The sequence below is a fragment of the Kitasatospora misakiensis genome, assembly GCF_042656005.1.
Lineage (GTDB): Bacteria > Actinomycetota > Actinomycetes > Streptomycetales > Streptomycetaceae > Kitasatospora > Kitasatospora misakiensis.
In genome coordinates this window covers 1-13,922 of sequence record NZ_JBHSOF010000076.1, presented here as the reverse complement: position 1 = coordinate 13,922, position 13,922 = coordinate 1, and the positions used below count along the sequence as shown (strand labels likewise).

The following is a 13,922-nucleotide window of genomic DNA, read 5'->3' as shown; positions in this document are numbered from 1 at the left end:
GCCCGGCGGCGCGCGCCGGTACCGCCGTACGGGTGTTCGTGGCGGCGGGAACGGGCCGCGGGACGGGCCGCGCGGCGGCCGCGGTTTCGGGTGCCGCCGCCGGGGGTTGTGCGGGATCATGTGAGGCATGACGGCGGCCCATTCGCACGGAGGCCGGTCCCACACCGGCCGTCTGCTCGTCGCGACGCCCGTGCTCACCGACCCGAACTTCGCCCGGGCGGTGGTGCTCCTCCTCGACCACGACGCCGAGGGGGCGCTCGGTGTCGTGCTGAACCGGCCGACGCCGGTCGAGGTCGGCAGCGTGCTGGACGGCTGGGGCGTGCTGGTCGGCCTGCCGGCGGTGGTGTTCCAGGGCGGGCCGGTGGCGCTGGACTCGGCGCTGGGCCTGGCGGTGGCACCGGGGGAGCCGGGCACCGGGGAGCCGCTCGGCTGGCGCCGGGTGCACGGCGCGATCGGCCTGGTGGACCTGGAGGCGCCGCCCGAGGTGCTGGCCGGCGAACTCGGCGCGCTGCGGATCTTCGCCGGGTACGCGGGCTGGGCGCCGGGCCAGCTGGAGTCGGAGATCTCCAGCGGCGCCTGGTACCTGGTGGAGTGCGAGCCGGGGGACATCTCCAGCCCCGAACCGGAGCGGCTCTGGCGCGCGGTGCTGCGCCGCCAGCGCGGGCCGCTGGCGCTGCTGGCGACCTATCCGGACGACCCGGCCCTGAACTGAGCCCGGCCCCGGGTCGAGCCCGGCCGCCGAACTGAGCCCGGCCCCCGAATTGAGGGAGCGCCGTCACGACGGTGCCGACGCGACACTGGCCCGGTTCTCCGGGGCGCCCATAGACTTGGCACTCATGAGCACTCTTGAGCCCGAGCGCGGCCTCGGCACCGGCACCCTGGTCGAGCCCGTCCCCCAGGTGTCCCACGGGGACGGCGACCACGAGCGCTTCGCGCACTACGTCCAGAAGGACAAGATCATGGAGAGCGCGCTCTCCGGATCCCCCGTGGTGGCGCTCTGCGGCAAGGTGTGGGTGCCCGGGCGCGACCCGAAGAAGTACCCGGTCTGTCCGATGTGCAAGGAGATCTACGACGGCATCGGCAAGCCGCAGGGCGGGGACGACGACAAGAAGTAGTCCGGCGCTCCTCGCACCGCCGTTCCGCATGGTGCCGCGTTTCCCCAGTGGTCTATGCCAATGATTCGGGCCGGGGCAGGATGGCGCCATGGACCTCATCCCCGCCCCCGTGAGTTCCGTCCGCCTCCCGGACCGGGACTTCCCGCTCGACCGGACGACCACCCTGACCGCGCCGCCCGAGCTGGCCGGGGCCGAACGGTGGCTGCGCTCCTCGCTGACCGCCGCCACCGGCCTGCCGCTCGCTCCCGGGCGGCCCGGCGAGGGCGTCGAACTGGTCCTCGACGGCACGTCGGCCGGTGAGGCGTACCGGCTCTCGGTGCGCCCCGGCCACGCCGTGATCACCGCCGGCGGCCCGGCCGGCGCGCTCTGGGGTGCCCAGACGCTGCGCCGGCTGCTCGGCCCGGACGCCTACCGGCGCGCGCCGCTGCGGACGTCCGGCTGGGTGCTGCCCGGCCTCGACCTGGCGGACGAGCCGCGGTTCGGCTGGCGCGGCGCGCTGCTGGACGTCGCCCGGCACTTCCTGCCCAAGTCCGACGTGCTGCGCTTCGTCGACCAGCTGTCCGCGCACAAGCTCAACGTGCTGCACCTGCACCTGACCGACGACCAGGGCTGGCGGGTGGAGATCAAGCGCTATCCGGAGCTCACCGCGAGGGCGTCCTGGCGCGAGCGCTCGATGGTCGGCCACCGGTCCGGCGGGCGCCGCGACGACCGCCCGCACGGCGGCTTCTACACCCAGGACGACCTGCGCGAGATCGTCGCGTACGCGGCCGAGCGGGCCGTCACGGTCGTGCCCGAGATCGACCTGCCGGGCCACACCCAGGCCGCCGTGGCCGCCTACCCCGAGCTGGGCAACACCGACGTGGTGGACACCGCGGCGCTCGGCGTGTGGACCGACTGGGGAGTCAGCCGGAACGTGCTCAACGCCTCCGAGGCCACCCTGCGGTTCTTCGAGGGCGTGCTGGAGGAGGTCCTGGAGATCTTCCCGTCGGAGTTCGTCCACCTCGGCGGCGACGAGTGCCCCAAGGAGCAGTGGAAGGAGAGCGCCGCCGCGCAGGCGCGGATCCGCGAGCTGGGCCTGGCCGACGAGGACGAGCTGCAGAGCCACGTCATCCGGCACTTCGACCGCTGGCTGGCCGAGCGGGGCCGCCGGCTGATCGGCTGGGACGAGATCCTGGAGGGCGGGCTCGCCCCACGCGCGGCGGTCTCCTCCTGGCGCGGCTACGGGGGCGGGATCGCCGCCGCGCGGGCGGGGCACGACGTGGTGATGTGCCCCGAGCAGCACGTCTACCTGGACCACCGGCAGGCGCCGGGCGACGGCGAGCCGATCCCGGTCGGCTTCGTGCGCACCCTGGAGGACGTCTACCGGTTCGAGCCGGTGCCGGCCCAGCTCGACGAGGCCGCGGCGCGCCGGGTGATCGGCACCCAGGCGAACCTGTGGAGCGAGTTCACGGACAGCGCCCGGGCCATCGACTACCGGGCCTTCCCCCGGCTCGCGGCCTTCGCCGAGGTCGCCTGGTCCCGGCTGCCCGCCGACCCGGCCGCGCGCGACTTCGTCGGCTTCGAGCGGCGGATGGCGGGCCACCTGGCGGTGCTGGACGCGCTCGGCGTCGAGTACCGCCCGGCCGCCGGACCGCACCCCTGGCAGACCCGCCCCGGGGTCCGGGGTCGGCCGCTCGACGGCCCGCCGCCGGCGGTCTGACACCCCCCGGACCGACGTGCCACCCGCGGGCGGGCGGGCACGGACACACCGTGCGGGAACTTCCGGGCAGTCATCGGACGTCAAGAACAGATGAACATCTGCCACGGTCCGTACCAGGTCTGGGCAGATACCGCCCGGTATCGGTCCCAATCGGGCAGTACCGTTCGCCTGTCCCGAAATGATCATCGAGCATTGTGTGCCAGAGTTGCCCAACCCGGCCCGATCGCCCGTACCCTACGGGCCAGGCCGGGCTGCCGGAGCGGACACCCAGGCCCAGGGCCGCGGGCGGCAGGCGATCGATGAGCAAGTGGAGCACGGTGGGACCCAGGTGAACCGGACGATCATGCTGCCGGCCTCCCTCGACGAGGCCGTCGAAGCGCTGGCCGCTCACCCGGCCGCGGTGCCGGTGGCCGGCGCCACCGACCTGATGGAGGCCGTCAACGCCGGACGCCTCCGCCCCGCCTCCCTGGTCGGCCTCGGCCGGATCACCGAACTCCGCGGCTGGCGCTACGAGGACGGCGGCACCGCCGTCCTCGGCGCCGGGCTCACCCACGCCCGGATGGACCGCCCGGACTTCGCCGCCCTGATCCCCGCGCTCGCCGACGCCGCCCGCACCGCCGGCCCCCCGCAGGTCCGCAACGTCGGCACCCTCGGCGGCAACATCGCCACCGCCGCCCCGGCCGGTGACACCCTGCCGGTGTTGGCCGCGCTGGAGGCCAGCGTCACCCTCGCCCGGGCCGGCGCCACCCGCGAGGTCCCGGTCAGCCACCTGCTCACCGGCCTCGACCCGCTGCGCCCCGGCGAGCTGCTCACCTGGGTGCGCGTCCCCCTGCTGCACGCCCCGCAGGTCTTCCTCAAGGCCACCGGCCGCAGCGGCCCGGCCCGCGCCACCGCCTCCGTCGCCCTCGTCCTCGACCCGGCCCGGCGCGCCGTCCGCTGCGCCGTCGGCGCCGTCGCCCCGGTGCCGCTGCGGCCGCTGGAGGCCGAGGCCTGGGTGGCCGGCTGCATCGACTGGGACGGCTCGCGGGAGATCGACCCCGCCGCGACCGCCGCCTTCGGCGAGTACGTGGCCGCCGCCTGCGTCCCCGACGGCTACGGCCCGGAGGGCGCCTGGGAGGCCGTCACCGAGGGGCCGAGCGCGGCCGCCGTCCGTCTGCGGCGTACCGTAGCCGTGCTGGCCCGCCGGGCACTGGGAAGGGCGCTCAAGTGACCACAGACCACCCCATCGAGGCCCTGGACGCGGGGCTGCTCGAGCACGGGCACGACCACGCGCCGCAGGTCAGCCGCGAACTGCGGCCGACCACCACGTACACCCTGCGGGTCAACGGCTTCGAACGGCCCGTCACCGACGCCTGGATCGGCGAGAGCCTGCTCTACGTGCTCCGCGAGCGGCTCGGCCTGGCCGGCGCCAAGGACGGCTGCGAGCAGGGCGAGTGCGGAGCCTGCTCGGTGCAGGTCGACGGGCAGCTGGTGGCCGGGTGCCTGGTGCCCGCCGCGCTGGCCCAGGACAGCGAGATCAGCACCGTCGAGGGCCTGTCGGCCGGGGGCGGCGCCAGCGACGTCCAGCAGGCGCTGGCGGAGTCCGGCGCGGTGCAGTGCGGCTACTGCGTGCCCGGGATGGCGATGGCCGTGCACGACCTGCTCCAGCGCAACCACCGGCCCACCGAGGTCGAGGCGCGGCAGGCGCTCTGCGGCAACCTCTGCCGCTGCACCGGCTACCGGGGCGCGCTGGCCGCCGTGCAGACCGTCGCCGACGTGCGCGCGGCGGAGGCCGAGTCGGCGGAGGAACCGGCCGCCGAGGAGGCCCCGGCGGACCAGGCGTCCGCCCCCGGGTCCCCGCAGGAGCCGGTGCCCGTCGCGGCCCCCGCCGACCCCGGGCCGGGCGCCGCCGACCTGCCGGTCTACACCGACGACGTCTGGATCGAGCACGTCCCGCAGCCGGCCGCCGAGGTCGGCACCGCGGTCGGCACCGGCGCAGGCGCCGACACCGGCACCGACACCGGCCTGCCGTACGGAATCCCCGACGGGACGGGCGGCTACGACAGCGGGGTGTACGACACCACCGTGCTGGCCCCGGTCCGGGACGTCCCGGCGCAGCCGTCCGGCGAGTCCACCGGCTTCTACCCGGTCCAGGGCTACCCCGAGCAGCAGCCCTACCCCGGCGCCACCCCGGCGCACGGCACCTACCTGCCGGGGGCCGGCTACCCCGACGCGGGCGGCTACCCCCAGCAGCCCGGCTACGACACCGCCTCGGCGTACGACGGCCCGGTGTACGAGACCCCGGTCGCCGGCGGGCCCACCACCCCCGCGCACGGCACCCCGGTCCCGGGCTACGACACCGCCGGCTGGTCCCAGGCGCCCGGCCACGACGGCGGCACCCCGGCCCACGGCACGCCGTACGTCCCCACGCCCCCGCACGGCGTCCCGGTCGAGGGCGCCGCCGGTGTCCCGTACGGCGCCACCCCCGCCCACGGCATCCGGCTCCCCGAGGACGACCACGCATCATGACGTCGCCTACCGACATCGGCGCAGCACTCCAGCAGGACGGCGACGCGGGCGGCGCGGCGGAGCCGTTCGGGCTGGGCAGTTCCCCGCTGCGCAGCGACGCCCTGCCGAAGGCGCTCGGCATCTACCCGTACGCCGCCGACCTGTGGGCGGAGGGACTGCTGTGGGGCGCCGTGCTGCGCTCGCCGCACCCGCACGCCCGGATCCTCGGCATCGACACCTCGGCCGCGCTGGCCCTGCCCGGTGTGCACGCCGTGGTGACGGCCGCCGACCTGCCGGCCGGTCCGGACGGCACCCCGGACGGCGCGCCGTCCGGACCGATCGTCTCCGACCGCCCGGTCCTGGCCGCCGGAGTGGTCCGCCACCACGGCGAGCCGGTGGCCGCGGTGGCCGCCGACCACCCCGACACCGCCCGGCTCGCGGTCGGCCTGATCGTCGTCGAGTACGAGCCGCTGGAGGCCGTCACCGACCCCGAACAGGCCTTCACCGCCCCGGCGCTGCACCCGGACGGCAACCTCTTCCGCCACCTGCCGCTGCGCACCGGCGACCCGGAGGCGGTCGGCGAGGTCGTCGTCGAGGGCCTGTACCAGGTGGGCCGGCAGGACCCGGCCCCGCTCGGCGCCGAGGCCGGCCTGGCCGTGCCGCGCCCGGACGGCGGGGTCGAGCTGCACCTGTCCTCCACCGACCCGCACGGCGACCGGGACCGCACCGCCGCCTGCCTGGGCCTGGAGCCGGACCGGGTCCGGCTGGTGGTCACCGGCGTGCCCGGCGCCACCGCCGACCGCGAGGACCTCTCCTTCCAGGTCACCCTGGCGCTGCTGGCGCTGCGCACCGGCCGCCCGGTGAAGATGACGCTCACCCGCGAGGAGTCCTTCCACACCCACACCTCGCGGCACCCGGCGCTGCTGCGCTACCGCCACCACGCCGACGCGGACGGCACGCTGGTGAAGGTCGAGGCGCAGATCCTGCTGGACGGCGGCGCCTACGCGGACGTCTCGGCCGAGGCGCTGGCCGCCGCCACCGCCTTCTCGGTCGGCCCGTACAACTGCCCCAACGTCTTCGTGGACGCCTGGGCGGTGCGCACCAACAATCCGCCGGCCGGCCGGATGCGCGGCGAGGGCGCCGTGCAGGCCTGCTTCGCCTACGAGTCGCAGCTGGACCAGTTGGCCGCCCGGATCGGCGTGGACCCGGTGGAGATCCGCCGGCGCAACGTCATGGCGACCGGCGATCCGCTGCCCACCGGACAGGCCGTCACCTGCCCGGCCCCGGTGGCCGCGCTGCTGGACGCCGTCGCCGCGGAGCCGCTGCCGGCCCTGCCGGTGGACGATCCGGACGCCGAGTGGCTGCTGCCGGGCGGGCCCGGCGGGGCCGGCGACCCGGCCGCGGTGCGGCGCGGGATCGGCTACGCGGTGGGCATGGTGCACATGCTGGGTGCCGAGGGCGAGGACGAGGTCGCCACCGCGACGGTGCGGGTCAGCGGTGACCACGCCACGGTGATCTGCGCCGCCGTCGACGCCGGACAGGGCTTCGCCACGCTGGCCCGGCAGATCGTGCAGAGCGTGCTGGGGATCGGCGAGGTGTACATCGCGCCGGCCGACAGCGACCAGTCGGTGGCCGGGCCGTCCGCCCGGGGCCGGCACACCTGGGTGTCCGGCGGCGCGGTGGAGCGGGCCGCGCTGATGGTCCGCCACCAGCTGCTCCAGCCGATCGCCGCCAACTTCGGGATGTCGGTGGAGCTGCTGCAGATCGCCGACGGCAAGATCACCTCGTACGACGGGGTGCTCGGGATGCCGGTGGCCGAGGCGCTGGAGGGCAAGGAGCTCTGGGCGACCGCGCAGTGCCGCCCGCACCCGACCGAGGCGCTGGACGAGGCCGGGCAGGGCGACGCCTTCGTCTCCATCGCGTTCTGCGCGATGCGCGCGGTGGTGGACGTGGACATCGAGCTGGGCGCCGTCCGGGTGGTCGAGATGACGGTGGCCCAGGACGTCGGCCGGGCGCTGAACCCGCGGCAGATCGAGGACCGGATCGAGGCCGGGGTCGCCCAGGGCGTCGGCCTGGCGCTGCTGGAGGACCTCCGCACCGAGGGCGGCCTGCTGGCCAACCCCTCGCTCACCGGCTACCGGCTGCCCACCGCGCTGGACACCCCGGAGATCCGGATCGCCGCCCTGCTGGAGGAGCGCGACGTGGTGGCCCCGTTCGGGGCCAAGGCGGTCAGCGCGGTGCCCGCCGTGGCCGCGCCGGCGGCGGTGGCCGCGGCGGTCCGCGCCGCCACCGGACTGCCGGTGGGCCGGCTGCCGATCCGCCCGGAGGACGCCGTCACCGGCTGAGCCGGCTGGGCCGGGGAATTGCGCGGGACCCTCGCGGAATTCCCCGGAAGTCCCCGGAATTTCCCGGAAAACAGCACGGAGAATTGCCGGTCGGCCTTTTCGGGCACCGACCGGCAATTCTCTTCGTGTGGAGGCCATGACGGGAATCGAACCCGTGTACACCGCTTTGCAGGCGGTTCCCTAAACCACTCGGGCACACGGCCGTGGGGGTGGGGCTGGACGGCGGAGCTGTCCTGCGGGGCGCGACTCAGGCGCGGCGGCAGCAGCGACAGGAGCGACAACACCGGGGAGCGGTGGCGCAGGCGCGGGGCGCGTGGGTCGCCGTGCTCCTGTCCATGTCCGACTCCTGTCGTCGTTCGCCGTGTTGGTGAATTCAGTCTGGCGGAATGCCGGGCGGAGCGTCAATATCCCTTCGTAAATTCTGTGTGGCGGGATTTCCGGACGGGTGTGCTACGGTCGGGAACAGGTGGCCCTCGACGGCCGCCCCGGACGAGCGCGTCGTACCCGGTGACGACAAGACGGCGCAGTGACAGCGGCAACCCGGCCGCTGCCGACTGCGGAGGTGCGGCCGTCATGGCTTGGCTCGTTCTGATCGTTTCCGGTGTCCTGGAGACCGTGTGGGCGGTGGCCCTGGAGTCCTCCAAGGGTTTCTCCCGCCCCGTCCCGACCGTGGTGTTCGGCGTGGCGCTGGCGCTCTCGATGGGCGGCCTGGCGTACGCGATGCGCTCGATCCCGATCGGCACCGGCTACGCGGTCTGGGTGGGCATCGGCGCGGTGGGCACGGCGCTGTACGGCATGGCCGTGCTCGGTGACGCGGTGACCCTGGCCCGGATCGGCTGCCTGCTGCTGATCGTCTCCGGCGTGGTGGGCCTGAAGGTGCTGCACTGACCCGAGGCCGACCCCACGGGCCCTAGGTCCGGAGGAGGAGGGGAATCGCGACCACGGTCAGGGGTCATCGGGGCCGGTGCGCCTTACGATCATACGTATGACCACAGCCTCCCCCGTCTCGGCCGACACCGCCCCCGTTCCGGTACCGACCGACCCCGGCGGAGGGGTCATGGGCGACCGCTTCCGGGCCCTGACCCTGGGGATCGTCTCGGTGGTCCTGGTGATCGCCTTCGAGGCGACGGCGGTCAACACCGCGATGCCGGTCGCCGCCGGCGAGCTCGACGGCATCGGGCTGTACGCCTTCGCCTTCTCCGGCTACTTCACCACCACGCTGTTCGCGCTGGTCGTCTCCGGCCAGTGGTGCGACCGGAGCGGGCCGCTGCAACCGCTGTTCACCGGCATCGCGGTGTTCGGCGCGGGCCTGCTGGTGGCCGGTGCGGCCCCCGGGATGTGGATCTTCGTGGGCGGCCGGGCGCTCCAGGGCCTCGGCGGCGGTCTGGTGATCGTCGCGCTGTACGTGGTGGTCGGCCGGGCCTATCCGGAGCGCCTGCGGCCGTCGGTCTTCGCGGCCTTCTCCGCGGCCTGGGTGCTGCCCTCGATCGTCGGCCCGCTGGTCGCCGGCGCGGTCACCCAGCACCTCGGCTGGCGCTGGGTCTTCCTCGCCGTCCCGGTGCTGATCCTGCTGCCGCTCGCGGTGATGGGCCCGGCGCTGCGCCGCGCGGAGAAGGCGCGGCCGGTGCTCAGGGGCGCCGCGTTCGACCGCCGCCGCACCGGGCTGGCCGCGATGGCCGCGCTCGGCGCCGGGCTGCTGCAGTACGCGGGCCAGCGGCTGGACCTGCCCGGCCTGCTGCCGGCCGTCGCCGGGGCGGCGCTGCTGCTCCCGGCGGTGCTGGGGCTGCTGCCGACCGGGACGCTGCGGGCCGGGCGCGGACTGCCGACGGTGATCCTGCTGCGCGGGGTCGCGGCGGGGGCGTTCTTCGCGGCCGAGGCGTTCATCCCGCTGATGATGAGGACCGAGCGCGGGCTCTCGCCGACGCTGGCCGGCCTCACCCTGACCAGCGGCGGCCTGGCCTGGGCGCTGGGCTCCTGGATCCAGGGCCGGCCGGGTGCGGAGCGGTACCGGGTGGCGATGATCCGCAGCGGCTTCACGCTGACCGCGGTGGCCATCGCGGGGGCGGCGCTGGTGCTCGTCCCGGCGGTGCCGGCCTGGGTGGCGGCGGTGGCCTGGGGCTTCGGCGGGATCGGCATGGGTCTGGCGGTGGCGAGCATCAGCGTGCTGATGATGAACCTGTCGACGCCGGAGGACGCGGGGGCCAACTCGGCCTCGCTCCAGGTGAGCGACGCGCTGGGCAACGTGCTGCTGATGGGTCTGGCCGGGGTGCTGTTCGGGGCGCTGGGCGGCGGCTCGGTGGCCGCCGCCCACGACGGCGCCGCGGGCGCCGGGTCGACCGGCGCCTTCGCGGTGATCTTCCTGACCATGACCGGGGTGGCGCTGCTCGGCGCCGTGGTCTCCGGCCGGGTCCGCCGGACCGGGCCGACCGCCTGACCGGACGGACCGGCTGAGCGGCCCGCGGGTGTCAGAAGCTCTCCCAGCCCCCGGCCGGCGCCTGGCCGGGGGCGAGGCCCTGCAACTTGCGCAGCAGCGCCGGGTCCTGGGCGTCCAGCCAGTCGACCAGCTGACGGAAGGACACCAGCCGCACCTCGGGCCGCCCGGCGATCGCCTTGAGCACCTCCTCGACGGCGTTCATGTAGATGCCGCCGTTCCACTCCTCGAAGTGGTTGCCGATCACGAACGGCGCGCGGTTGGTGGCGTACGCGCGCTCGAAGCCCATCAGGTAGGCGTCCCGGGCCTGGGTCTGGTAGCCGGGGTGGAGCGAGGGATCGGCCTTGGTGTTGCTGCCGCACTGGTTGTACATGATGTTGTAGTCCATCGACAGCACCTGGAAGGTGTGCCCGGGGAAGGGGATGGACTGCAGCGGGAGGTCCCAGAGCGCGCCGCCCTGGATCTTCTGCGGCCACACCTGGGTCCCGTTGCCGCTGCTGTCGTAGCGCCAGCCACGCCGGGCGGCGGCGGGCAGCAGGTTCCGCTGGCCCTCCAGGCAGGGGGTGCGGCTGCCGATCAGCTCCCTGCGGTAGTCGAAGGGCAGGGCCGGCAGGTCGGTGAAGCCGGTGTTGGTCCGCCAGTTCATGACGAAGCCCATCGCCTGCTCGATCTCGCTGTCCCACTCCTCGGTGGACCACTTGCCGACGCCGGTGGCGCCGCAGAAGTGCCCGTTGAAGTGGGTGCCGATCTCGTGGCCCTCCAGCCAGGCGGCGTGCAGGTTCTCCAGGGTGTCGTGGATGTGCTGGTCGCTGAGGTAGCCGATGTCGGAGGCGCCGACCTTGTGCTGCGGCGGGCGGTAGAGGTCCTTCCTGGACTCGGGCAGCAGGTAGAGGCCGCTGAGGAAGAAGGTCATCGACGCGTTGTGCTCCAGGGCGAGCCGGCGGAACCGTGCGAACAGGCCGTTGTCGAGCTCGCCGGCGCCGTCCCAGGAGAAGACGACGAACTGCGGCGGGCGCTGGCCGAGCCGCAGCGGTTCGAGGGTGGGCTGGTTGGGCTGCGGGCCGGTGTCCGAGGTGGAGCCGTCGCCGATCAGGGTGACCGGGGGCTTGGCGGCCTCGGTCGGGGTCGTCGCGTGGTCCTCGGCCGGGGTGGCCGGGACCGGGGCCGGAGTGGTCGCCTGCCCGCCGTCGGGGTCGGTCCGGCTCGCGCAGCCCGCGGCGAGGCTGGCGGCACCGGCGGCACCCGCGGCCAGCAGGGTGCGGCGGGAGAGGGCGTCCATGGTCACTCCGTTCGTGAAGCGTGCGCGGGGGCGGGGCGCGGCAGGCGGGCGCGACCGTCCGCTGAGCCGGGGGCCGGTCGGACAAGTGCGGTGATAGGCCTGTGAACGGGGTCAGCATGGCACGCGATCGCAATCGGTCAATGCTTCACCACGGACGGTCGGAGTCGATCGCTCGAAGGATGCAACCGGGACGGTGTTCCTGAATGTCAGATGAGGGGACCGTCGCTCCTCCGGGCGTCCGCCAGGTGACCGGAGCGTGGCGTAACGGTGACGTCTCACCCGCTCGGCGCACGTCGGGATGCCCGAACCCTGCCGATCGGGGGGAGCGAGTACGACCATCGTATGGATGTGGCATAAGGTCCGATCCGGTTGCATTGCTCTCAGACATCTCTCAGAAACCGGCACGCAACCGTTCGACGTCAGCAGAGGGGAGCGCCGGTGGGTGCCCAGCGGAGCAGGAGCCCGTGGCCGGGTACCCTGGCGGTCGGCGCCGCGCTCGTGCTGGGCGCGTGGCTGCTGCGTGACGGCGGCCACCTCGCGCTCCCCCCGGCCCCCGGCGCCGGGCAGGCCCTCAGCGGCTTCGCCCCGGTCTCCGTGGTGCCACCGCTCGGCCCCTCCCGGCCGACCAGGATCCGGATCCCGGCCGTCCGCCTCGACGCCCCGGTCACCGGCCTGGGCCTCGACCGGGACGGCCACCTGCAGACCCCGCCGGAGGAGAACCGCAACCTCGCCGGCTGGTACCGGGACGGCGCCACCCCCGGCCAGCGCGGCACGGCGATCATCGCCGGCCACGTCGACAACGGCAGCGGGCCCGCGGTCTTCTACGACCTGGGAGCGCTGCACCGCGGGGACCGGATCGAGATCCTCCGCGAGGACGGCCGGACCGCCGTCTACCAGCTCTACGCCATCGAAGTGCACGATCGAAAGGACTTCCCGGACGACCGGGTGTACCGGCAGGCCGCCGACGCCCAGCTGCGGGTGATCACCTGCGGCGGGGCCTACAGCGAGGAGCGCGGCTACGACGGCAACGTCGTCGCCTACGGCTTCCTGGCCGGAACCACGCGTCCGGGGACGAACGTATGACCACCGTCTCCCTCGCCCTGAGCTGGAACCCGATCGACTGGCCGCTCACCCGCGGCCCGATCCCGTACGCCGTCCTGGCGGCCGGCTGGGGTTCGCTGTTCGTCCTCGCGTTCGCCGCCCGCACCCGCGGGTGGTGGCGCCGCAGGCTCCCCGCCGCCCTGGTCACCGCGGCGGCGCTCAGCCTGCTGCTCGACACCGCCGTCGACGACTGGTGGCACCCCTTCCCCGAGGGGACCCCGGAGTACGTCACCTGGTGGATCGCCGTCGCGCTGCTCGGGTTCGCCCTGGTGGCGTTCCGGCTGCCCGGCACGGCGCTCCGCCGCAAGCTGCTGGCGGCCGGCGCCGGGGCCCTGGTGCTGCTGATGGCCTCCTCCCAGGTGAACCGGGGCTTCGACCAGTTCCCGACCGGCCGGGTGATGCTGGCCGGCTGGCTCTCGAAGACCCAGGACCTGACCACGGGGAAGGCCGCCGCCACCATCGGCCGGCCGCCCGGCAAGGCGCTGGAGGACGTCTGGCAGGCGCCGGCGGACCTCCCGAAGAAGGGCACGGTCTCGTCCGTCTCCTTCCCGGGGCCGCAGTCCGGCTTCGAGTCCCGCGACGGGTACGTCTACCTGCCGCCGGCCTACCAGGCCACCCCCCGGCCGCTGCTGCCGGTGGTCGTGCTCCTGGCCGGCCAGCCCGGCACCCCGGACGACTGGGTGCTCTACGGCCAGGTCGCCGAGTCCCTCGACGCCTTCGCCGCGAAGCACCACGGGCTGGCCCCGATCGTGGTGATGCCGGACCAGCTGGGTTCGACCTGGAGCAACACGCTCTGCCTCGACTCCAAGATCGCCAACGTCCAGACCTTCCTGGCCGTGGACGTGCCCGCCTGGGTGCACGCCAACCTCCAGGCGGCCGAGGGGCGGAAGTCCTGGTCGATCGCCGGCGCCTCGATGGGCGGCACCTGCGCGCTCCAGCTCGCCGTCAACGCGCCCGAGGTCTACGGCTCGTTCCTCGACATGTCGGGTCAGGACGAGCCCACCCTCGGCAGCCGCGAGGAGACCGTCGAGGCGGCCTTCGACGGCGACGAGGAGAAGTTCGCCGCCGTCGACCCGCTGCAGGTGATGGCACGGAAGAAGTTCCCGGACACCGCGGCGGCCATCGTGGTCGGCCGCGACGACAACGAGTTCCGGCCGCAGCAGGAGAAGGTCCACCAGGCGGTCGTGGAGGCGGGGATGCAGGCCAAGTTCGAACTGATGCCCGGCGGGCACGGCTGGGTCATCTTCCGGCCGGGCATCGCCGGCCAACTGCCCTGGCTGGCCCAGCAGACCGGGCTGACCCGGTGACCCTGCTGGGCGCCGCCCCGGGAGTCGTCGCCGAGCAGGAGCAGAGCCGCGGCGACGGGCCGCCGCGCCTGCTCGTCCCCAGGCCCTCCCGCTCCGGCGCGGGCGCCGACCGGGCCGGCGGCGGCGACGCCGGCGCGCCCGGACCGGCCGCGCCCCCG

At 74.7% G+C, this 13,922-nt stretch carries 11 protein-coding genes, 1 tRNA gene and 1 riboswitch; of the genes, 10 read left to right on the top strand and 2 right to left on the bottom strand.

The genetic code is table 11. From position 1 onward, the window contains the following. Nucleotides 1-127: 127 nt before the first annotated feature. The 6 genes from ACFP3U_RS34265 to ACFP3U_RS34240 all read left to right on the top strand — a co-directional run bounded on the left by ACFP3U_RS34265 (nt 128) and on the right by ACFP3U_RS34240 (nt 7,646). A complete protein-coding gene (locus ACFP3U_RS34265) occupies nt 128-712 on the top strand; it encodes a YqgE/AlgH family protein (RefSeq protein WP_380229674.1) in 585 nt (194 codons plus the stop codon). A 124-nt stretch (nt 713-836) separates the two neighbouring features. Continuing rightward, on the top strand, nt 837-1,115 hold the full coding sequence (locus ACFP3U_RS34260) for a DUF3039 domain-containing protein (protein ID WP_097237699.1): 279 nt from the start codon (nt 837-839) through the stop codon (nt 1,113-1,115). An 88-nt stretch (nt 1,116-1,203) separates the two neighbouring features. Beyond that, nucleotides 1,204-2,814 carry a beta-N-acetylhexosaminidase gene (locus ACFP3U_RS34255; RefSeq protein ID WP_380229673.1) on the top strand — a complete coding sequence of 537 codons (1,611 nt, stop codon included), beginning with the start codon at nt 1,204-1,206 and terminating at the stop codon, nt 2,812-2,814. A gap of 343 nt (nt 2,815-3,157) precedes the next feature. Beyond that, nucleotides 3,158-4,024, top strand: coding sequence for an FAD binding domain-containing protein (locus ACFP3U_RS34250; RefSeq protein ID WP_051770359.1), 867 nt, complete (start codon nt 3,158-3,160; stop codon nt 4,022-4,024). Continuing rightward, nucleotides 4,021-5,322, top strand: a complete 1,302-nt coding sequence (locus tag ACFP3U_RS37155) for a 2Fe-2S iron-sulfur cluster-binding protein (protein ID WP_380229672.1) — start codon at nt 4,021-4,023, stop codon at nt 5,320-5,322. Before ACFP3U_RS34250 ends, ACFP3U_RS37155 begins: the two co-directional genes overlap by 4 nt. Beyond that, the gene (locus ACFP3U_RS34240; RefSeq protein ID WP_380229671.1) at nt 5,319-7,646 is read left to right on the top strand and encodes a xanthine dehydrogenase family protein molybdopterin-binding subunit; all 2,328 of its coding nucleotides are present in this window, start codon (nt 5,319-5,321) and stop codon (nt 7,644-7,646) included. Before ACFP3U_RS37155 ends, ACFP3U_RS34240 begins: the two co-directional genes overlap by 4 nt. 128 nt (nt 7,647-7,774) lie before the next feature. On the opposite strand, the gene ACFP3U_RS34235 is transcribed toward ACFP3U_RS34240, so the two are convergent. Then, a tRNA-Cys gene (locus ACFP3U_RS34235) sits at nt 7,775-7,849 on the bottom strand. A gap of 259 nt (nt 7,850-8,108) precedes the next feature. Further along, a riboswitch (guanidine-III (ykkC-III) riboswitch) is annotated at nt 8,109-8,174 on the top strand. A gap of 45 nt (nt 8,175-8,219) precedes the next feature. Here ACFP3U_RS34235 and ACFP3U_RS34230 point away from each other — a divergent pair. Further along, complete coding sequence (locus ACFP3U_RS34230) at nt 8,220-8,534, top strand: DMT family transporter (protein WP_380229670.1); 315 nt, start codon at nt 8,220-8,222, stop codon at nt 8,532-8,534. Between the two features lie 97 nt (nt 8,535-8,631). Then, nucleotides 8,632-10,080 (top strand): MFS transporter, encoded by a 1,449-nt coding sequence (locus ACFP3U_RS34225; RefSeq protein ID WP_380229669.1) that lies wholly within the window; start codon nt 8,632-8,634, stop codon nt 10,078-10,080. Nucleotides 10,081-10,111: 31 nt separating this feature from the next. Here ACFP3U_RS34225 and ACFP3U_RS34220 read toward each other — a convergent pair whose 3' ends face one another. Further along, on the bottom strand, nt 10,112-11,356 hold the full coding sequence (locus ACFP3U_RS34220) for a polysaccharide deacetylase family protein (RefSeq protein WP_380229668.1): 1,245 nt from the start codon (nt 11,354-11,356) through the stop codon (nt 10,112-10,114). 438 nt (nt 11,357-11,794) lie between these two features. Here ACFP3U_RS34220 and ACFP3U_RS34215 point away from each other — a divergent pair, with 438 nt between their 5' ends. Then, complete coding sequence (locus ACFP3U_RS34215) at nt 11,795-12,439, top strand: class F sortase (RefSeq protein ID WP_380229667.1); 645 nt, start codon at nt 11,795-11,797, stop codon at nt 12,437-12,439. Beyond that, nucleotides 12,436-13,764 carry an alpha/beta hydrolase gene (locus ACFP3U_RS34210; RefSeq protein ID WP_380229666.1) on the top strand — a complete coding sequence of 443 codons (1,329 nt, stop codon included), beginning with the start codon at nt 12,436-12,438 and terminating at the stop codon, nt 13,762-13,764. The genes ACFP3U_RS34215 and ACFP3U_RS34210 overlap by 4 nt, the downstream gene beginning before the upstream one ends. Nucleotides 13,765-13,922: the final 158 nt, after the last annotated feature.